Raw genomic sequence first — 18,773 nt, forward strand, 5'->3', positions numbered from 1 at the left:
CTCACCCTGCGTCGTCCAGCCGTAGCCAGACCATACTCCCACCGGTCTCGAGCTCCCTCCGCCGAACGTTCCGGCGTGTGCCCAACTAAGGATCGGCCGCCCGTGCCCGCCCGGCGAAATCCTCACCCGAGTGTGTGAGGCGAGGGCAAGACTTTAGGTCATCAGTGTCTGACGGCGCCCACTCGAAATTGACGATGCCGATGGCGCTCGAGAAGGTTCCCCGAAGTCAGAACCGTTTGCCCGTGCCACCCAGTTTCCGAGGTTCAGTTCGAGTGAGAGCAGCAAGATCATCTTTCGACATACCAACCTCATCTGCCACCGCGCGATGCAGGTCAGATTCGATGAAGCCAAGGTCGAAGAGATGGTGCTGGTCAGCGCCCGGATGGGTGCTGGGCCACAGTCCATCAACCACGTCATTCGCCCAATGCAAGATCCAGCTGTAGACAGCGTCAGCGAACCGTACGGCGTCTTCCTCGTGAACCAGGCGGAAGCGCGTAAGAACCGCGTTCGCCTTCGCCGCAGCAGCCTCACACGTCACTACCGCAGGATCCCGTTGCGCTTCGTCACTGTCTGGATCTACATCGATCATCTCAATGGTGCCGATTGCGGACGCCCAGCGGTCGACTACCTCGGTGAAGTCGATGTAGGTCGTCAATCGTTCGGCATTGAGAAGCCGCGCGGAGGATTCTCGCTGCCGCAGAGCCTCCTTGTACAGCCGCATCGCCTTGCGATCTATCGCGCCATGGTCATAGCGCGTGACACGTCGGGCACAACGCAATAAGATTCTCGAACTTATGCTCTTTGACGATGCTCCAGTCCGTGATGTGCGCTATCTGAATAGGCGTCGCCTGGCACGTGGGGATAGCACACCGGTGACCGGCCTCGATCAACACCCGGCGCTGGAGATCACGAGGAATCGCGGGCCGACCATCAGGCATGCTCGGATCATACGCGGCGAGGCCGCCGTCGTCGGACTCGTCAAGTGACAAGCCGACAACCGAAGTCGTCATTGTCCCGCGCCTGGCAGGGATCACCGTAACGTCGCACTCTGCTGCCACTGTTGGAGCACGTCTCGCCCCAAGATACTCGGAGCGCCAGCGCGCAGCGTCCGCCCGGCCGCGAGCTTGTCACACATCTCCCGCAGCCGCCGTGCTCCTCGGGCCGGCCATCCATGCGCGAGCACCCAGCTGTGCACGGCCGCGGAATCCAGCGGGTAGCCGCCATGATGCAACGTCATCAGCACGTTGACGGCATCGCGCTTGTCGAGGGCTCCCGCAAGGTTGTTGGCGTGGTTGACCATCCCAGTCAGCGCTTCGAGGCCCCGCTCCACCACCGGATCGAGCGTCGCCACCTCGGGAAGCGATCCTGCCGTCCCCAACCGGACGGCGCCGGTTCTGGCTGCCCATGCGGCGACCTCGTCCAGCGTGCCGTGCGGGATGACACACAACGCGCTCACCCGGCGATCCTCGGCCAGCTCGTCGAGAGCATCGGTGTCCGGCCACCCGGCCAGCATCGGCCCGCCCGACCATCGCACGTTGCTGCGGGTCTTCTGGGTCATCGAGGTGTGGGCTCGGGCGAACACGACCAAGTCCGGATGCTCCATCAGCGCCGGCCTGTTCGGAGTCCACACCAGGACCTGTTGGCCGGGCTTCAACTGTCCGTGCACCCAGTCAATCGCGGCTTGGATGGCCTGCGGGTCCTGCTGCGAGGGTGCCGCCAGCGCCGTCGGATACCTACCATCTGTCATGCCCGCCATGATGCCGCCACCTGCGACAAAGTCAGCGGGTCGCCCGCCGCTTCCGGTACATCGTTGCCCCGCGCTCGCGCTCGGTCGGCTTCCCACTTGCGCTCGGAGCGCTGACATCGCCGGCCGCCCGGCCGGGTCGTCCTCCCCGACTCCAGCGGTGATCCGTCCTCTGCGACAGAGTTGCTCCGGTCGGCGGGGATCCCCAAGAGCTGCGCGGCCCGTACGGAGATATGCTATGAGGACCTCGATTTGCAGCTGTCGGGATCCGTGTCAGCGAGGTCGATGGACCGGCCCGGTGCGCGAGATGGTGTCATTCGCGTGTGAGTGACCGCTCCTGGCTTGATGAGGCAGGAGCCGCGCCGAAGATGGCTTCCTTGGCCGCTTGAGCGAGCGTGGCCTGGGTGATGGCGGGTAGCCCGGTTCGGTTCCAGTGGAAAATGATGTGCAGCGCGATGACTGCGCGGAGTCCGCGTGTGAGCGTGCCTGTTTCCCGTAGGCTTCGCAGGCTCGTGCCGGCGTTGATGAATGCGATGTGCCAGTCGTCGGTGGTGCGGGCGGTGCCGAGGAGTAGGCGGCGAACGTCGGCAGTGAACGTCTCCCAGGTGCGGGGATCGGATGTCGGAGGCCGATTGAGGTCTTCAGCTCGGTGCTGAAGGACTTTTGCCCAGACGTCGCCTTGTTCGTTGGGGTCCAGTGCTGCCGCGCGCATCAGTGCGGTGCACAGGATGAGTGAGCGTTCGCGTCGGTCAGTTGGGTGTTGGTGGAGGTGGGTGAGGAGGTGGCGGCTGTCGTGGTGGAACAGGGTGTGCGCGGTGGTCATGGCGTCGGTGCCGCCGAATGCGTGGGTCTCGGGTTCGTAGATGTCGCTGGTCCAGTTGGCCCCGCCGGTGAGCATCTGGTGGGCCAGATCTCGGCTGTGCTGTTTCCCGGTGAGTTGGTAGCGGATGCGCCAGGCGCCCTTGCGGATGAACCACCAGGAGGTGATCAGGCCGGCAGTCTCCGCGGCGGGAAGCACCCGGTTGAGATGCGCGACGGCATGCTGTTCGTGGTGTTGCCGGGTCTGGCCGGGGTACGTGATGTTGATCTGTTGCCACGGGTTTTCGTCCACGGCGGACCCTTTCGTCAGGTGAGCAGGAGGCAGGCGTCCCATGAGGTTGTGGTCACCGTGGTGACGAGGTCGGACCCTGTTGCGCCGTCGAGGAGCCCGTTGGATTCGTCGGTGGCCGGGGTGGTCTGCCGATGGAGGACCTCAATGGTGGTGAGGGGTGTCGGGGTGAGGGCGTCGGCGGCGATGCGCCGGGCGGTGGCGAGTAGGCCGGCGGTGCCGTGGCACAGGCTGCGATCGATGAGGCGCTGAATCTGTGCGGGGTCGGAGACGCAGCTGGTGAACGCGGCTTCGGCGAAGTGCTGGCGGGCGGTGTCGTGCAGGGCCTGGGCGGCCAGCTGCTGGGCGCGGGCGATGCCGGGGGTGCCGTAGCACCAGGACGGCCGTAATGGTGTCTGTTGGATTGGTGTGCCGTGGTGCAGTTCGGTGCGGGTGAGGGTTTGCGGCCACCAGGTGATGCCATTCGTGTGTTGTTGCCAGGTGTCTAGCCATCGGCAGATGCGGGTGACCGCCGTGGTGTGTCCTTGGACGGTGATGCCGTCGCGGAGGGTGAGGGCGAGCAGTGTAAGGGGGCCGGTGATGCCGTGGGCCATGCCGAAGTTGGCGTGGCCGCCGGCCGGTGGTTGGGTGCGGTCGGGTCCGTTCCAGCACCACCAGCCGGGCAGGGCGCCGAGTGGTTCGGTGAGCCGGACGAGGTAGTCCAGGACCTGACGGAGCAGGTCGTGGTCGCCGATCCGGCGCAGGGTGACGCCGAGACCGGTCAGCCCGCGGATGAGGTCGTACTCGGCGTAGTGCGGCCACTGGTGCTGGTCGATGCGGCGGTGCGCGGCGTCCAGCCGTCGCTGGGTCACCCTCGCGGTTCCGTCGGCGGTAATGGCTTGCGCCTGCGCGAGACCCGGGTGGTCGGTGGCGGCGAGGACGTACGCGAGTGCGGGGGCGCCGTAGAAGAGGCTGGCGCCTGCGGCGGTGCTGACGCCGCCGGTGGTGGCGCGGCGCAGTGCCTCGTATGCCTCTGGCCAGTTGCCGGTTTCCAGGTGCAGAAGGGCGATGCCGGCCGCGCCGGCGGCGAGGGACTGTCCCAGGGTCATGGCGATCGCCTGGCCTGAGCGGTGTGGGCGATGGTGCGGGCGAGACGTAGGCAGTGTTGTTCGGAGGCGGTGTCGACGCCGATCATGCGGGCGTGGTGCAGGTGCAGCAGATCAGCCAGGATCTGGTTGGTGTCGAGTCCGTCGCGCTGCAACATGGCTCGGTAGTTGGCCAGCGTGGCCGCGAGTCCTTCGTCGCGGAAGGGGACGCGCGCGAGGTCAAGCTGGGCGGGGTTGAGACGGAGGCCGGTGCGCTGCGGCACCTGGGCGGAGAGCCAGCGCAGACCGTCTGCGGTGAAGCCGTTCGCGATGGCGATCATTCCGGCGGCCGTGGCGGCCTGCCGATCGCCGGTCAGCCGGAACAGGGTGGCGTGGGAGTCGGCCGCGAACACCGCGTGCGCGGCGGTGAGGGTCGCCCCGGTGCCGTGTCGGGCTTCGGGCCGGTAGGGGTGCAGGCTGTAGTCATGCACGACGGCGTCATGGTGGAGGTCCTGCACCCAGCCGGCGAGACGACCGGCGGTGTCGGCGAACCTGTCAGGGTCCGGGAGCGGGATGCGCAGCCGCAGGTGGGGTCCGGGGTCGGGGTACCGCAGGAACCACCAGCCCGCCGGCAGGTGGTCGGTGGGGCGGTCGGCGACGTCGGTCAGGATGTCGTCGAGACGGCCGAACAGGCGTGCCTCCAGCCACGGCGATGACGGTCCGGGCCAGTGCTGCAGGGTGCCGGCGGCTCGAGCTGGTCGGGCGGGCCGGGTGTGCGGCGCCGTATGGGTAAGGGTGAGTAGGAGTTCGGCGGGGCGGCCGCCGATCCAGCCCGCCGGACCCGGCGCTTCGGTGATCACGGTGCGGGGATGCCGGTCGAGCTGGCCGCGTAGCACCGCCAAATGGGTGTGGTCGTCGAGGTCCAGGCGCAGGCGCACGTCGTCGTCGCCGACCAGGATCTGCTGCGGGAGCCGCTGCTGGTGGTGGTGTCGCTGCCAGGCGTCGCGCCATTCGGGCCAGGCCGTTGTGGGGGCGGGAAACGCTGTTCGGTCGATGATCCAGCGGGCGGGGTGCAGGATGGTGCGTCCGCGCCGGACGCGGGGCAGGAACGGCAGACCTGCCGCGTGTCCCCAGTCGAATCGGGTGCACGGCGCCGTCCACCCGGTCCAAATCTCGGTGAGGAACCGCATCAGCGGCTGCTGCAGAGACGACAGCAGCACGCTGTTGAACAACAAAGGTTCGACGGGCCGACCGGTGGTCCGCGACACGAGCCACAGTCGGCGGCCGTCGCCGGTCACCGCTAGATCGTCCAGTGTCCATGGTGGCTGCGGGTGGAACTCGCCCAGGGGCAGGACGGGGAGCAGCTCGGGGGCTCGGGCCACCGCGGTGAGGCGAGGGTCCAGTGGCGGGCCGGACAGCTGGATTGTGTCCGCGCCGGGCAGGGCGGTCGGCAGGTGCTGGTAAACCTGCTGGAACGATGCGCGCTCGGCGGGGGTGAGCAGGTGCAGGAACCGGGCGGCGGCGACCCCGGCGTGGCGGGAGCCGCTGATCACCGTCAGCGTGAACGTGCCGCGGTCCAGGTCTGGCAGGGTGTCGGCGGCGAGGGTGAATCGCAGTTCGGTGTGCGGGATCGGCGGCCGGTCGTCATCCCCACGCAGCCGGCCGATCAGCTCGTCGTCGAGCTCCACCTCGGCGCACCTATTTAGCGCGGACTGCTGCGCGAGCTGTCCGAGCAGCCGATCACGGGCGGTGAATACCGCCGGAGCGCGTCGGTGGGATCCCCGGTAGCCGGCCGGGAACCCCAGCGCGTTGAGCACGTCGCGGACCGGGACAGCCGTCCCTGGCCCCCACCGCTCGATGAACGTGTGGTGGTACTCGTCCCACCCGGGTAGATGCGGCGCTACCGCGACCAACGTTGACGCGGCCCGGCTCGCCTCGTGGAATACGGCTGGGGGCAGCGTCACGGCGATGTCGGCGCGCAGGTCGACGGCGATCTGACTACCGGGAGGTGGCATGGGGTGATGACGGGTTGCGTATGCAACTGGATTGGTGATGGTCATCGCCGGCCGCAGCGCTGACAGCAGCGCCCCGATGTGTACCAGTTCGGCCAGCAATCGCTCGGCCTCGGCCAGGCCGGCGAATCCGCCGATCTTCGCAGCGAGTTCGGCGAAGCCGATCGGGGAACGCGCTGCCTGGATCGCCGCTCGGACCGGGCCGGTCAGGCGGATCTCGACGTCGAAGCGTCGGTCGCCGTCGACGCGGGCGCAGGGCAGTGTCCACTTTTCGCCGTGCTGGTACCCCAGTGAGTTCGTCATCACCGCTGCGGTCCGCAGGAGGGTGAGGTCCTGCTCGGCCCGCGTGAAGTGCTCGGCGATGAACTGGCCGTCCGGCCGGACGACCACGCGATGGGCCTCGCCGAGGCGAACCGCTGCGTGGGCACCGAACTGGACCGGGGCCGCACCGGCGAAGGTGCCGAACGGAGTTGCCCGGGTGGTCCACCGCAGCAGGTACCGAATCGCGGAGTTCACCAGGCGACGTAGCCGCTGTCGTGGTAACGGCTCGCCGGCCAGAACCCGGTGGATCTGTTCGGCCAGTTGCGGCGCTGCGCCGGTGACGGCCGTCGCGAACCCTGGCAGCTGCCACGCGGCGCCGAGCCACTTCCGCCACTGTTCGGGTTGATCGGATGTCAGGTCGGGCCAGGCTGGCAGGACCAGATTGTTCGGATAGGCGGCGACTCGGACCAGTGTCGCACCAGCCGCGGGAACCATGATGCACCACCGAGTGTTGGCGGGCCCGGCGCGCTGCACGCCGGGCCCGACATGTGAAGGGAGGCGAAGCGGCTAGAAGCTGCCGTCGCAGCGGGTCGTGCAGGCGTTTGAGCCGGTGTTGCCCGAGCCGCAGTTGTCGTCGGTGTTGGTGGCGTAGCCCGTCGAGGCCGGTCCGGCGTCGACCAGAGTGACGTCCAGCTGGAACTCCGAGACTTCCGTTTCGTCCACGTGCTTGCCCTTCCTATGCGGGGGTGAAGGTGAGGACCAGGCGGCTGTGCCGCTTGTCCAGCACCGTCCCGGCCGGCAGGTCGCCGTCGGGAATACCAGAAGGCAGGACGTACAGCACCGGTGAGGGGCTGCCCGCGTCCAGCCAGGCACGCATGTGCTCGACCATCCGCTCGGCCGCCGCCGCGGCGTCGGGCCCGTGCGCAACGGCGCCCAGATCGAACATGTCGTCACTCCATCGCAGCGCCGACCGGTAGCAGAATGTGCCACCGTGAAGGACAGCGGGCGTACCGAAGCGCCATGCTGGCACGACAACACCGGTATCCACGGCATCCTGCTGAGCGGTGAGGACGACGAACTGTTTCCCCGTACCGGTGATGCGGCTTGCCAGCCACAGGTCCAGGTCGGCCAGGACGGTACGTGGCGGCAGACTTACCCCGGCCCACGCCTGCGTCGACGGTTGCGACAGCAGCTCGCCGACGATCTCCGGATCGATCTGCTGGCCCTCATCGAGCCGCAGATGCACACCCGCGGCGACGTCGACGTACTGCATGTCATGAGCCCCAGCACCGCGCATCGGCACGAACCCGCATAAGCGCTGGCTGAGGCTGACCAACCGGTCGTCCTCTCGGCGCAACGCCCACGACCGGGTCATCCCGAACGTGCGCAGCGGCACCACCAGCGTCCCGTGCTCGGCCAGCTGCCCGGCCCAGGCACGAGGGATGTCCCACGCCCCGACCGTCACGATGATCAAGTCATAGGAGCGGCTCGGGTCGATCGGCTGCTCGGCATCCATGCAGACCACCATCACGTCGTCGTAACCAGCGGCCGCTAGGCACGCTGTGGCCCGGTCAGTCACGTCGGGGTCGATGTCCACGGTCGTGACCGAACCCGCCGGCCCCACCAGCTCGCGCAGCAACGCCGCGTTGTAGCCGCCGGAACCGATCTCCAACACATGCCGCCCATGTAACCCGCCGTCGACCGAATCGGCCGCCTGACCGAGCATCTCCGCGATCAACCACGGCGCCGACACCGAGCTGACGGCCTCGTCACCGACTCGCTTGGTAATCACCGCCTGGTCGGCGCGATATGCCTCCTCCAACCCAGCATCGGGCGTGAACAGATGGCGTGGAACGGCCCGCAGCGCCGCCTCCACCTCGGGCCGCATCGTCAGCCCCTTGTCCGCGTGATCAGCGACCAGCTGATCGACCATCGCGGCACGGAGGCTCTCATCGCTTACCGTGTCGACGCTCATTCCAGCTGCCACTCTCCCTATCCATCAGAGTCGTCCGACCGAACGACCCGCCGTCACCGCCATCTGCCCCAACGCCGGTGGCCACCGGATCAGCACTGCCGGTCTGGCGAACCACGATCCTTGGCGCAGTGATCACCTGGCCTCGACATCGAAAAGAATCCGGACCGCTGCGCCCGGTGGCCACTGGCCTCGTCTCATCAACCACGCTGCTGCCGCGGGAACTCAAGGTTACAACGTATCTACGTAGGACCTATAGTCAAGCCCATGACTGGTCCCTTGAATGGCTGGCGCACGCTAGCCGAACAGATCTCTGAACAAATCAGCTCGGGATGTCTCGCGCCCGGCCAGCGACTGCCGAGCGAGGAGCAACTGCAGCAACGGACGGGACTGAGCCGTACCACGGTCCGCGCGGCCATCGCTGAGCTGCGGAGACTCGGCCAAGTCGAGACGCGGCATTCTGCCGGGACTTTCGTTCTTGGCGTCGGTGACATGTTTGGGCTACGGCCGGGCGAGTCCGTGACTGCCTCTGCCGCGCTGGTCGTCACCGGCGTGGACGGAACGACTCGGACGTTGCCCGCGGGTACGCGCATCGTGGTCGCCCCCGCAGAACCTCCCGGTAGCTGAGCGGCGGCGAGGACGTTCATGCTTGCAGGTGGCAGCCTCTGTCCTGGATGGTTCGGGCCCGCGACGGGGCCGCAGCCATCCAGGGCGTGCATCGGCCGGACCTGGGCCTGTGCCACCAGGTAGCGGCCGAGGCTCTCGATCATGGGATTCTCGCCCTTGTCCATCCAGGCTATCGTGATCAATGTCTATGACGCGTTCACAGCGCTACGCCTGCGGCGGCCAGACCTGTCACGTGGTCTCGCCATACCGCCCGGTAGTAGCCCTCGACGTCGAACGGTCCCGGTCGGTCCGGGCAGAACTCTGGTCGGAATTCACCAGTGCTTGGAGGTGGTGGATGCTCCACCCGGTCGGCGTACTGGTTCCAGAATCCGTCCGGGCCGTCGAGCGTGTTGGGAGTAGCGTCCGGGTCGCGCTCCTGCCAGCGATGCAAGACATCGGCTATGACTAGATCGATGGACTCGTCGTCGTCCAGGTAGTCGCGCACATCTTCGAACACCACCCGGTTGACCGCGAGCAGCAGCCTCAGGCGCGACAGTTCCTGCTCCGCTGGATCAATGTCGCGGTGTTCGGCGTGGTCTTTCATAGCGTCTCCGTTTCACGGTGCGGCTCGAGTGCTGGCACGCATGGGTGTGCCGTGTTCTGGGGTCAACGATGGGTCCGGCACGCGCCTGACTAGGTCAGGGAATTCGTGCGAGGGCGGCGTAGGCGGCGGCCTCCATCGGCGTGGGCTGCGGTTCGGGTTGTGGGACGGGTCGCCACTGCGTCGTGGTCACGATGCCCGGCTCGACCAGATCGAGTCCGTCGAAGAACCGGGCGACCTGCTCACGGGTGCGGGCCTGGAACCGCTCGTGTGCGGTGGCGGCGTCCAACGCGGCGATCGTGTCTGCTGGCATGAAGTCGTAAGTGGTGTGCGATACCGTGAGGTAGCTGCCGGGCGGCATTGCATCAACCAGGTGAGCCACGATGCGGTACGGGTCATCGGCGTCGGTGAGGAAGTGCAGGATCGCGATCAGCATCAACGCCACCGGTTTCCCCAGGTCCAGCGTGTGGGCCAGGTCGGGGTGATTCAGAATCTGATCGGGATCGCGCAGGTCGGCATCGAGGTAGGCGGTGGCCCCGGCTGGGGTGCTAGTCAGCAGCGCGCGGGCGTGCGCCAGCACGATCGGGTCGTTGTCGGCGTACACGACCCGGCAGGTGGGGGTGATGCGCTGAGCGACCTCGTGAGTGTTGTCGGCTGTTGGTATGCCGGTTCCGATGTCCAGGAACTGTGCGATGCCTACCTCGCCGGCCAGGTAGGTGACGGCGCGGTGCAGGAAGCGGCGGTTTTCCCGCACGGCGGTGCGGATGTGCGGGAACGCTGCCGCGATCGTGTCTCCGGATTCCCGGTCCGCCGCGAAGTGGTCTTTCCCGCCGAGCCAGTAGCCGTACCTGCGGGCCGAGTGAGTGGTGGTGGTGTCGATCCGTGACGCGAGCGCGAGTGCGGGCACATTGGCGCTGGGTTGGTCGGCGGCGGGGTCAGCTTCGGGTTTCATGCGGGATTCTCCGACGGTGGGGCGGGTGGTGGGCTGCCGGGTGTCAGTGAGCGGGATTCGGTGAGCTGCGTAGCCCTTGCGGCGGTTGTCGGGCACGGGGCTGGTCTTCGGGTCTTGAATGCCTGCCCTCCGTCCTTTGGAGGGGCAGTCGGGGCGTTGGGCAGGCAATCTCAGGGCCGCGTGATCGGCGTCGACGGGTGGTTAGCCGGGGCTTCTGCCGCAGGTGGAGTACATTGGGTGTCCCTGGAGAATCAGACCGGGATCGTCGAGAAGTGTCTGCACGCGGGCGAGTTGCTCCTCGCTCTGCCCCGTCGTCAGTAGTTGGGGCCGGAGTTGTTCGACGGTGGCCTGCATCAGGCGGGCACCAGCGGTTCCACCGGGCCAGGACTCCGCGTGAATGACGGTCTGCACGTCGAGTAGGCCGGCGTCCAGCATGGCCTGGTGGATCTGCCGGCCCCAGGCCCGATCGGAGCCCGCAGTGGCGAAGACCCGGCTGACGGCTTCCTGGAAGTGCAGGTAGAGCCGTTCGGTGTCCTGGTCGGGGGCGACCAGGACGGCGTCCAGCCGCGGGGTCCAATCCTCCACCAGCAAAATCCCGTCCGGAGCCAGCCGAGCGGTCATGTCCTGCAGGATCTGGTGCCGGTTGGGCATGTGTGACAGCACGAGTCGGGCGTGCACGAGATCCCAGGGGCCTTCGGGTAGCGGCTCGGTGGCCAGGTCGTGGCGCAGTACCTGGAGGCGATGGTTGCTGGGGATCAGTTGTGGGGCCAGGTCGGTGGCCAGTACCCGGCCGAACGGGCCGACCCGCTCGGCCAGCCACAGCGCGATGCTGCCACCACCGGCCCCGACCTCCAGACACCGTTTGCCGTTCAGCGCGAGCAGGTCAGTGATGCGGCCCGTGGTGAACGGGTCGAACATCACCGACAACGCGTCATGATGCATCGGGGCATCGGCATGCCGGTTGTCCAACGCATACACCGACGTCATTGCTCTGGTGGTCATCGGCTGGTCCTGTCCACGTTCGGGTCGGCGGGGGCCTCACCCGGCGACGACGGGACCGTGCTGAAGTCGACGAGGACCGTGGGGTTCAGCCCGCTGGGATACAGGCCGATGGCTTGCAGGCTGGTGATCGCCTGCTCCACCCGGGTCTCGGTCATCGTGCCGACCGGATGAGTGGCCACGTACGGGGCCATCGCGGTGATCTCGGCGGTAGCGGTGGCCGGGTCCGCGGCCGGGACCGCCTTGTGGAGTATCTGGCCGGCTTCGTCGGGGTGCTGGATGGAGTAGTCGAGGCCCTGCATCAGTGCTGTGGTGAATCGGCGGGCGATGTCGTGATGCTGGGCCAGGTAGGTGTTGCTGGCCACGAGGACCGCGCCGTACGGGTCGCCGAGGTACCGGTCGAACGGCAGCACCACCGCGCAGTTGGCACCCGTGCCGCCGGACAGGGTCGGGCACCCGGCGGCTTTGTTCACCCCGGAGGCACCCATCAGGTACTGCACGACCGCATCGACCTTCCCTGCCGCAAGCAGCCCGGGTAGCTGCTGTGGTTGGCCGTAGACCCAGTTCTTCTGGCTGGCGTCGATCCCGGCGAGGTGGGCGTAGCCGGTGAACATGTCGTTGAGGATCGACCCTTGCACCGTGCCGATCCTCTTCCCGACCAGATCCGCCGGGCGAGTGATGTGTGTCCGGCCGAGCGTGATGATCGAGGCCACGGTGCGCTGCTGGACCGCCGCGAGAACCTTCAGATCGGTGTCCTTGCCAGTGGCGACCTGAGCCGCGGCGGTACCGAAATCGACCGTCGCGAACTGCGCCCTCCCGGCCGCCACCTTCTGAATGTTCGCCGCCCCGGCCGCACCGGGCTGAATGTCGACGTCGAGGCCGTTGGCGCGGAAGAAGCCCTTGTCCCGGGCCACCCACGCGTACCCATCGCGTCCGTTGGTCCCGAACGTGGTCATGTAGGTGACCTTGTCCAATCTGCTCGGCGCCGCGGCATCCCGGTGAGTGCTGGCACAGCCGGCAACAGCGACCACCGTCAGCACCGCCACCGGCATCGCCGGATGCAGCCACCTTCGCAAACGTTGCACGTCACATCCTTCCCATTACCTGATGCTGGATATTCGGTGGCCGCCCCCGCGCCCCTGATGGCCCGGAGGCGACCCCCTGGGGTGTTGCTCGCCGCAAACGAGGACACCCCGTCCCGACCGGCGGGAACCCATCAACTGCCAGCCGGGAAGCCTTCGGTACTAAACGGCGAGACCGGCCGCGTCCAAGATGAACGCCGACCAATCCGCATGGATGAACACGACCACGATGCCGTCGGAGTCGATGGAATTACGCACGGCGACGAGCTCCCGCCGGTAGCCGCAATCGATGACGACTCCCCCATGACAGTCGTTTTCGACGCGCAGCACGCCATGCCCTGCGGATCTACGCCAGGTCGGTCCATTAGCCACGGGAGCCTCCTGGCAGCGGCTCCTGACGACCATCGGCGATGGCCTGAATGAACGTTGTGCTGGTCGCAGCGTCCAGGGCTGCGCCGGCGAGCCGCGCCCACGCCCCGTGGTAGTCGGCGATCTCGTCCGGACCATCCAGAAACTGGGTCCGCGTCAGGTACTCGACGTAGACGATGCCCGGATTGCCGACCGGGTGTGGGTAATCCAGCATCACGAAAGGCACGGCCAACGCCATCCCCACCGGCTGGGTGGCCCGCAGGACCTGGATGGTGACATTGGGAAGCTCGGCCAGCTCCAGCAGCCGCCGGTACTGGCCGGCCATGACCTCCGGTCCACCGATCAGCCGATGCAGTGCCGACTCGCTGAAAACCGCATGTGCCACCAGCGGATCTGATGCGGTCAGCCGATCAGCGCGTGCCATCCGGGCATTGATCGCCTCCTCCAGCTCGGCCTTACTCGCCCACAACACCCCGCTCGTGACGGCTGTCGCGTAGTCCCAGGTCTGCAGGATGCCCGGCACGATGCTGGGCTGATACATCCGCTTCCTGACCGCCGCAGCACCCAACGCCAGATGCATCCGCTCGTACTCCGGAACGCCACCGGCTTGGCGGCAGACGAACGTCTGTGTCCAACCCCGCAGCTGATCGCAGGGGTTGTCGTCCTCGCCGACAAGCAGGCCGAGCAGGTATGACCGGTAGTCCTTCCCAGTGATGACCAACTCGTCCAGGACACGGCGCAGCACTAGCCAAGACACGCGTCGCTCGCCGTTCTCAGTCTGCTCCCAGGTCTGCGGGTCGGCGCCCAGCAGCATCCTCGCGGCTTCCGGGATCGACAGGCCCGCCCGTTCGCGCATCAGCCGCAGCTCAATCGCCACGCGCCGCTGTCGTACCGTCGGCGCGGTAAGTCTCGTGGGAGCTGCTACCGGCATCACGAGGCCCTATCAGCGTGTGGAGAGGACTGCCGGGCCGGTTCGCGCCACATCGGGAACAGCGACTCGCCCTGGTAGGGCAAGTCCAAGGGCGGGGCGCAGTCGCGGTACCCGGCCCGGTCGTACAGCTTGCGGCTACGAGCGTTGCTGGCCTCCAAATACGCCGGCCGCCGCTGCCGGTCCAGTCCGGCGTGGTGGTGCTCCACCAGCGCTGAACCCAACCCCTTGCCCTGGGCGGACGGCATGACCGCGAGGAACGCGAGGTAATCGTGCGGGCCCCGGTCGTGGGGGTGGGCCTGGTACATCTGCTCGTCCAGGTTCTGGAACCGCGCAGTCCACGGGCCGCACGCCGCTGCCAGACGGGTGTCGTAGCCGGCAGGGTCGGGAAACGGGCAGGACAGCCACACGGCGACCGCGTTGAGGTCGGTGGTGACGTGCACGGTGCCCTGCCTGAACGCGTGGTCGGTGATGATGCGGAAGTAGTCCGACAACCGGGCGGCGCGTTCCCGCGGATCAGGGATCAGCCACTGACACACATCCAGGGAGTGGAAGGCGGTGGCGACCACGTAGGCAACGGTGGCGGCGTCGGTCACGCTGGCGGTACGGATCGTCGGCGGGCTGTTCATCGGGGGCTCCTCGTTGCGGTTACGGGTTTGGCCGGGGCGGTGTATGCGGGGCTGGTGTATTCAGGCAGGTCACTGGTGCCGAGCCCGATCGCCGCGTACACCCGCGGACGCACCCTACGGAGGATCAACGCCCAGACCAGGCCGGCGAGGGCGAAAACGGCGAACACGATGGGGAAGGCGTACCGCAGCCGGGAGGTGGGATCCACGCTCAACAAACCGGCGAAGTTGTGCAAGATCAGGTAGACGATCACCACCAAGCCGGCCGAAGCCACCATCGGAGCGACCAGCCGCTGCCACACGCTCTCGCCAGCGGGGTGGCGGTGCAGGAAACCGATCACAGAGATCGAGGTACCGGTGATCAACAGCAGTACCCCGAAGCCGCCGACGGTCCCGAACCAGTAGAACAGCTTCACGACCGGGTCGGCGCCGCTGATCGCGTACACCGCGATGAAGAACAACCCGGCAGTGCTCTGCGTCATCGACGCGAACGTCGGCGCCATACTCCGCACCCCAGTACGACCCAGAAACCCCGGCAGAACCCGCTCGCGACCGAGGGCGAACATATACCGGGCCACGGTGCTGTGGTACGACAACGCCGCCGCCAGCAGCGAGCTGATGAATAGCAGCTGCCCCAGGTCAACGAGCAGGTTGCTGCCTAGGTGTTGGGCGACGATCGTAAACGGCAGATTCGTGCCCTCCTGCTGCGCCGCCTGATGGAGGTTCGCCGGACCAATCGCGACCGACATCGCCCACGCCGACCCGGCATACAGCAAAGTCATCAACGCCAGGGACAGGTAGGTGGCCAACGGCACCGTGCGATCGGAGTCGCGAGACTCCTCGGAGAAAACGGCGGCAGCCTCGAACCCGATGAACCCGGTCACCGCGATAGCCAGGGCCACCCCCAAACCACCACCGGCCAGGCTGTGCGGAGTCAACGTCGAAACACTCAGGCGCCCGCCGGAGCCGTGGGCCAGGTCGATCAGGTCGTACACCACGACCAGCGCCACCTCAGCCACCAGCGCCGTGGCCAGCACCCGGCCATTGAGTTCAACCTTGTTGACACCCATGACCGCAACGAACGCCCAAGCGACCAGGGCGATCAACCACCACGGCAACGAGGTACCGGTCTTGTCCCGAATGAGAGTGGCGGTCGCCGGGCCGAGCGCCCCGTAGGTGGCAACCTGCATCATCCCGTAAGCGACCACCGCCACGAACGACGCACCCACCCCAAGCGGCTTACCCAAACCCCTGGCCACATACGTGTAGAAGGCACCGGCGTTGCGAATCCTGCGGGCGACCGCAACGTAGCCAACGCAGAACAGGGCAAGCACCACCCCGACCATCAAGAACGCCAAGGGGATGCCTTCGATTTCGGTGACCGCCCAGCCGGTGGACACGATCCCCGCAATCACAGTCAGCGGCGCCGCCGCCGTCGCAACGAAGAAGACGATGTGCCGAACCCCTAGCCGATTCTTCGCCAGGGTTGCCGCAACGACGCTGGATCCTGTGCCGGGCGCGGACAGGGACATGATGGGACGCTCCCGATCAGGTTGGAGGACTAGCAGGGTGTGGATCGTCCATCGATGAATTCGCAGTCAGCCCCGGATCGCGAGAACCGCGTCGCCAACCAGAGTCGCGACCTGCGCGATGATCTCCCGGAAGGACCGGTCCGCGCTCATCAGGCGTCGGCGGAGCACAGCGTCAGCGGTCGTAAAGTCTTCGAGCAGCACGGCGCGGAACAGGCCCGTGGAGAAGACGAGCCCAGCCAGGACGACGTCCTGCCGGTCCGACTGCACTCGACCAGCGGCCAGAACCTGTTTGAGCCGGGCCGAACGCCAGAACGCGAACGACATATCCACCGGCCGGTGCACCATCGCGGTCGTGAACACTCGACGCTGGGACTCACGCGTAACCAGACCCGCCCGCAACAGCCGCACGGCCACCGTGTCCTCCGCACTGTGACTCAGGTACGACAACCAGGTCCGCACGTCGTGTTGCGGCTCCGCGAGCATGTGCTGCACAATCGCCTGGCAATCCGGATCCCGCAGCGGTCTCGCATTCAGCACAAGAACCCGGCCGGAACTCACTGCAACGGATCCGGACAAGACAAGCTCGCCGATCAACGCCCCCGCCAGCCCAAGGCCCAGAGCCATGGTGCCGAGCCGGGATCTACCGCTGGCGTCATCATGCGCCACGAACCAGAAGTCATCCGCCAAGCGCAGCCGCTTCGGCCACGCTCGCGTGTCACTCACCCGACCCATCCCGGCCCCCTCCGTCGCCAACGCGTCGCCCGCTCATTGATGGCTGCTTTGTTGTTGCCCTCGGCCAGTTCACGTCAGAGCGGCAGCTTTTGGAGTGCACCGCCAAAGCAGCACGGTTCGGTCGGCGCACTCGGCGCGGTGCAGCGCGCCGCCACACGGCGCACCGCCGGCCAATCCCTTGATCGTCCGCATGCCTCCAAGGAAACCGAGCAATATCGCGATCAAGGCAGTAAGGGCGTATCCCCAGGGCATGCCGAAGCCCCTTTCAAAATCAGCGGCGTACGTCTGCCGTGACCGTAGGGCTACGCACAGCCGATGACCAAGCATGTAGCTCGATGTTGCTCGAAGCGACATGTACGAGTTGACTACAGCCCGTTCCGACTCTCAGCGGCCAGCTTCGACAGTCAAGGACCTTGCGCCTTGACCAGACAGGGTGCGGGCGGGAAACATCAGATTCAGGCAACACCACGCTACGGATGCAGGGGGAGGAAGATCATGCAGTTAACATTCCTCGGTAAGGACACGGTGAACGGCGGCTCGCCGACGCTGTTCGCTACCGATCAAGACAGCTACGTTGTGCAGGGCTGGAAGGTGCCAGGTGACGCAGAAAGCGTGGAGATCCCAGGCAAACTGCTCGCGTTCCTGGAGAGGGGCACGAGACTTGACGCGGTGCTCCGCGAGACGGCGTTCCACACCTACCGTCTCTCCGGGACAGTGGTGACCGACCCAAACGTTTTGGCGCAGATGAACATGCCGGGCCATGAGATGGCGGTTCTGGTTGGCAAAGTTCGAGAGGAAGGCACGCATGGATCTGTTGACGGGTGAGAATTTCAACCAGCTCTTCCGCGACTTCACACGCACTGCCTTCCATCTAGAGATGCAGGACGAGTACACCGTCACCGAGGAGGCCGAGCCCTTCCGCAAGTGGCTAAACGACGAGCCGGACGACTACGCCTGGATTCGTGAGTGGCACGAGCTGATCAAGTCCGCAACAGCAGCCGGCAAATCCGTCTCCCGCGCGCGCGTCGTCACAGAACCGGTCACCGACTACGTTCGCTTCGAGCACGCCATGGCCCGCTTCAACGTCGCAGCAGGCGAGCATCTGTACTGGGTGCCGCGGCGCGTCACCGACCACATCAAGTTTCCCGAACACGACTTCTGGCTGCTCGACGACAAGACCCTCGCCTTCAATGTGTTCACCGACGACGGGAGTTCGTTCGGGGCGAAGCTCGTCACCGATCAAGCGAGCATCGACCAGTGCTGTCGCGTCCGCGATGAAGTTCTTGCAGTCGGTATCCCGCACGACCGTTACGTCCTTCGTTGAGCAGTACCGCGCAGGAAGCCAAGGAAGCTCTTGGCGCCAGACTCCGTGAGATCCGGAAAGATGCAGGGCTGTCCGGGCGAGCGCTTGCCGCGCTCGCCGGATGGCACTTCACAAAGGTCTCAAAGCTCGAAGCCGCACGGCAGAATCCATCAGACGACGACATGCGTACGTGGTGCCATCATTGCGGCGCCGAGGACCAGGTCCCCGACCTGATCGCCACGCTTCGTAACATCGAATCGCAGTACATCGAGTGGCGCCGGATGTTGCGCGCGGGCACGAAACGCCGCCAGGAGATCCAGCGCAAATGGGAGCATGAGGCGCAGCTCCTGCGCATCTATGAGCCGCTGCTGATCCCCGGGCTCCTCCACACCGCCGCGTACGCCACGAAGATCGTCAGCACAGCGGTCGGCTTCTATGGCATACCCGACGATGTCGAGCAAAGCGTCGAAACTCGACTCGATCGCCAAGATGCTCTCTACGCTGGCATCCGCCGCATCCACATCATCATCGGCGAGCAGGCGCTCAAAACGCGGCTGGGCGACGTGCAGATTTTGCAGGGACAGCTAGGACGAGTGCTTGAGGCATCAACCTTGGCCCGACTGCGGCTAGGTATCATCCCCACAGCAACGGAGTACGAGGTCTGGCCGATCCATGCGTTCCACATCTTCGACCAACGCATGGTCCGGATCGAAACCTACACCGCCGAGCTGACCGTCACTCAACCTCGCGAGATCGCCCTCTACTCGAAGGCATTCGAGGGGTTGGCGCGGTCTGCGGTGTACGGGCAGGCTGCTCGTAACCTCATCACTCAGGCGCTCAACGATCTGTCCGAGAGCGGGAATTAGCAGCCGGATGATCCTC

The 18,773-nt window shown here is 66.5% G+C and carries 21 protein-coding genes; 4 read left to right on the top strand and 17 right to left on the bottom strand.

Translation table 11 applies throughout. From position 1 onward, the window contains the following. Nucleotides 1-226: 226 nt before the first annotated feature. The 8 genes from Raf01_RS21035 to fxlM form a co-directional block, all read right to left on the bottom strand. Entirely contained in the window at nt 227-721 is a 495-nt protein-coding gene (locus Raf01_RS21035; RefSeq protein ID WP_203919659.1) for a hypothetical protein, read from the bottom strand. A 25-nt stretch (nt 722-746) separates the two neighbouring features. Continuing rightward, nucleotides 747-1,010 carry an HNH endonuclease signature motif containing protein gene (locus Raf01_RS50905; RefSeq protein WP_203919660.1) on the bottom strand — a complete coding sequence of 88 codons (264 nt, stop codon included), beginning with the start codon at nt 1,008-1,010 and terminating at the stop codon, nt 747-749. Nucleotides 1,011-1,030: 20 nt separating this feature from the next. Next, on the bottom strand, nt 1,031-1,747 hold the full coding sequence (locus tag Raf01_RS21045; RefSeq protein WP_203919661.1) for a DUF1889 family protein: 717 nt from the start codon (nt 1,745-1,747) through the stop codon (nt 1,031-1,033). A gap of 310 nt (nt 1,748-2,057) precedes the next feature. After that, entirely contained in the window at nt 2,058-2,855 is a 798-nt protein-coding gene (locus Raf01_RS21050; protein WP_203919662.1) for a thiopeptide-type bacteriocin biosynthesis protein, read from the bottom strand. Between the two features lie 14 nt (nt 2,856-2,869). Further along, entirely contained in the window at nt 2,870-3,940 is a 1,071-nt protein-coding gene (locus Raf01_RS21055) for a lanthionine synthetase C family protein (protein WP_203919663.1), read from the bottom strand. After that, a complete protein-coding gene (locus Raf01_RS21060) occupies nt 3,937-6,684 on the bottom strand; it encodes a lantibiotic dehydratase (protein ID WP_203919664.1) in 2,748 nt (915 codons plus the stop codon). The genes Raf01_RS21055 and Raf01_RS21060 overlap by 4 nt, the downstream gene beginning before the upstream one ends. A gap of 72 nt (nt 6,685-6,756) precedes the next feature. Continuing rightward, a complete protein-coding gene (locus tag Raf01_RS21065; RefSeq protein ID WP_203919665.1) occupies nt 6,757-6,912 on the bottom strand; it encodes an FxLD family lanthipeptide in 156 nt (51 codons plus the stop codon). A gap of 13 nt (nt 6,913-6,925) precedes the next feature. Beyond that, nucleotides 6,926-8,164, bottom strand: a complete 1,239-nt coding sequence (fxlM, locus tag Raf01_RS21070; RefSeq protein ID WP_203919666.1) for a methyltransferase, FxLD system — start codon at nt 8,162-8,164, stop codon at nt 6,926-6,928. A gap of 264 nt (nt 8,165-8,428) precedes the next feature. Here fxlM and Raf01_RS21075 point away from each other — a divergent pair, with 264 nt between their 5' ends. Further along, complete coding sequence (locus Raf01_RS21075) at nt 8,429-8,788, top strand: winged helix-turn-helix domain-containing protein (protein WP_203919667.1); 360 nt, start codon at nt 8,429-8,431, stop codon at nt 8,786-8,788. 196 nt (nt 8,789-8,984) lie between these two features. Here Raf01_RS21075 and Raf01_RS21080 read toward each other — a convergent pair whose 3' ends face one another. The 9 genes from Raf01_RS21080 to Raf01_RS21120 form a co-directional block, all read right to left on the bottom strand. After that, on the bottom strand, nt 8,985-9,371 hold the full coding sequence (locus Raf01_RS21080; protein ID WP_203919668.1) for a hypothetical protein: 387 nt from the start codon (nt 9,369-9,371) through the stop codon (nt 8,985-8,987). A gap of 94 nt (nt 9,372-9,465) precedes the next feature. Continuing rightward, a complete protein-coding gene (locus Raf01_RS21085; RefSeq protein ID WP_203919669.1) occupies nt 9,466-10,320 on the bottom strand; it encodes an SAM-dependent methyltransferase in 855 nt (284 codons plus the stop codon). Between the two features lie 201 nt (nt 10,321-10,521). After that, entirely contained in the window at nt 10,522-11,322 is an 801-nt protein-coding gene (locus Raf01_RS21090) for a class I SAM-dependent methyltransferase (RefSeq protein ID WP_203919670.1), read from the bottom strand. Then, nucleotides 11,319-12,404 (bottom strand): ABC transporter substrate-binding protein, encoded by a 1,086-nt coding sequence (locus Raf01_RS21095; RefSeq protein WP_203919671.1) that lies wholly within the window; start codon nt 12,402-12,404, stop codon nt 11,319-11,321. Before Raf01_RS21095 ends, Raf01_RS21090 begins: the two co-directional genes overlap by 4 nt. Before the next feature lie 159 nt (nt 12,405-12,563). Continuing rightward, nucleotides 12,564-12,731 carry a DUF397 domain-containing protein gene (locus Raf01_RS21100; RefSeq protein ID WP_203919672.1) on the bottom strand — a complete coding sequence of 56 codons (168 nt, stop codon included), beginning with the start codon at nt 12,729-12,731 and terminating at the stop codon, nt 12,564-12,566. Between the two features lie 34 nt (nt 12,732-12,765). After that, complete coding sequence (locus tag Raf01_RS21105; protein ID WP_275413016.1) at nt 12,766-13,701, bottom strand: helix-turn-helix domain-containing protein; 936 nt, start codon at nt 13,699-13,701, stop codon at nt 12,766-12,768. After that, nucleotides 13,701-14,327, bottom strand: coding sequence for a GNAT family N-acetyltransferase (locus Raf01_RS21110; RefSeq protein ID WP_203919674.1), 627 nt, complete (start codon nt 14,325-14,327; stop codon nt 13,701-13,703). The genes Raf01_RS21105 and Raf01_RS21110 overlap by 1 nt, the downstream gene beginning before the upstream one ends. Next, on the bottom strand, nt 14,324-15,856 hold the full coding sequence (locus Raf01_RS21115) for an APC family permease (RefSeq protein WP_203919675.1): 1,533 nt from the start codon (nt 15,854-15,856) through the stop codon (nt 14,324-14,326). Before Raf01_RS21115 ends, Raf01_RS21110 begins: the two co-directional genes overlap by 4 nt. Before the next feature lie 66 nt (nt 15,857-15,922). Then, nucleotides 15,923-16,579: a GOLPH3/VPS74 family protein gene (locus Raf01_RS21120; protein ID WP_203919676.1), complete on the bottom strand. Its 657-nt coding sequence runs from the start codon at nt 16,577-16,579 to the stop codon at nt 15,923-15,925. A 429-nt stretch (nt 16,580-17,008) separates the two neighbouring features. Between Raf01_RS21120 and Raf01_RS21125 the strand changes: the two genes are divergently transcribed. The 3 genes from Raf01_RS21125 to Raf01_RS21135 are packed head-to-tail and all read left to right on the top strand — an operon-like array spanning nt 17,009 to nt 18,757. Next, on the top strand, nt 17,009-17,413 hold the full coding sequence (locus Raf01_RS21125) for a hypothetical protein (RefSeq protein ID WP_203919677.1): 405 nt from the start codon (nt 17,009-17,011) through the stop codon (nt 17,411-17,413). Then, on the top strand, nt 17,394-17,912 hold the full coding sequence (locus Raf01_RS21130; RefSeq protein WP_203919678.1) for a DUF6879 family protein: 519 nt from the start codon (nt 17,394-17,396) through the stop codon (nt 17,910-17,912). Before Raf01_RS21125 ends, Raf01_RS21130 begins: the two co-directional genes overlap by 20 nt. Next, nucleotides 17,909-18,757, top strand: coding sequence for a helix-turn-helix domain-containing protein (locus Raf01_RS21135; RefSeq protein ID WP_203919679.1), 849 nt, complete (start codon nt 17,909-17,911; stop codon nt 18,755-18,757). Before Raf01_RS21130 ends, Raf01_RS21135 begins: the two co-directional genes overlap by 4 nt. Nucleotides 18,758-18,773: the final 16 nt, after the last annotated feature.

The sequence above is a fragment of the Rugosimonospora africana genome (genome assembly GCF_016862975.1).
In the GTDB taxonomy this organism is placed as follows: domain Bacteria; phylum Actinomycetota; class Actinomycetes; order Mycobacteriales; family Micromonosporaceae; genus Rugosimonospora; species Rugosimonospora africana.

Bases quoted from the DNA above. Each gene is read 5' to 3' on its own strand.
- Raf01_RS21035 (WP_203919659.1), bottom strand. From the start codon at position 721: ATGCGGCTGTACAAGGAGGCTCTGCGGCAGCGAGAATCCTCCGCGCGG.
- Raf01_RS50905 (WP_203919660.1), bottom strand. From the start codon at position 1,010: ATGACGACTTCGGTTGTCGGCTTGTCACTTGACGAGTCCGACGACGGC.
- Raf01_RS21045 (WP_203919661.1), bottom strand. From the start codon at position 1,747: ATGACAGATGGTAGGTATCCGACGGCGCTGGCGGCACCCTCGCAGCAG.
- Raf01_RS21055 (WP_203919663.1), bottom strand. From the start codon at position 3,940: ATGACCCTGGGACAGTCCCTCGCCGCCGGCGCGGCCGGCATCGCCCTT.
- Raf01_RS21060 (WP_203919664.1), bottom strand. From the start codon at position 6,684: ATGGTTCCCGCGGCTGGTGCGACACTGGTCCGAGTCGCCGCCTATCCG.
- fxlM (WP_203919666.1), bottom strand. From the start codon at position 8,164: ATGAGCGTCGACACGGTAAGCGATGAGAGCCTCCGTGCCGCGATGGTC.
- Raf01_RS21075 (WP_203919667.1), top strand. From the start codon at position 8,429: ATGACTGGTCCCTTGAATGGCTGGCGCACGCTAGCCGAACAGATCTCT.
- Raf01_RS21080 (WP_203919668.1), bottom strand. From the start codon at position 9,371: ATGAAAGACCACGCCGAACACCGCGACATTGATCCAGCGGAGCAGGAA.
- Raf01_RS21085 (WP_203919669.1), bottom strand. From the start codon at position 10,320: ATGAAACCCGAAGCTGACCCCGCCGCCGACCAACCCAGCGCCAATGTG.
- Raf01_RS21090 (WP_203919670.1), bottom strand. From the start codon at position 11,322: ATGACCACCAGAGCAATGACGTCGGTGTATGCGTTGGACAACCGGCAT.
- Raf01_RS21105 (WP_275413016.1), bottom strand. From the start codon at position 13,701: ATGCCGGTAGCAGCTCCCACGAGACTTACCGCGCCGACGGTACGACAG.
- Raf01_RS21110 (WP_203919674.1), bottom strand. From the start codon at position 14,327: ATGAACAGCCCGCCGACGATCCGTACCGCCAGCGTGACCGACGCCGCC.
- Raf01_RS21115 (WP_203919675.1), bottom strand. From the start codon at position 15,856: ATGTCCCTGTCCGCGCCCGGCACAGGATCCAGCGTCGTTGCGGCAACC.
- Raf01_RS21130 (WP_203919678.1), top strand. From the start codon at position 17,394: ATGGATCTGTTGACGGGTGAGAATTTCAACCAGCTCTTCCGCGACTTC.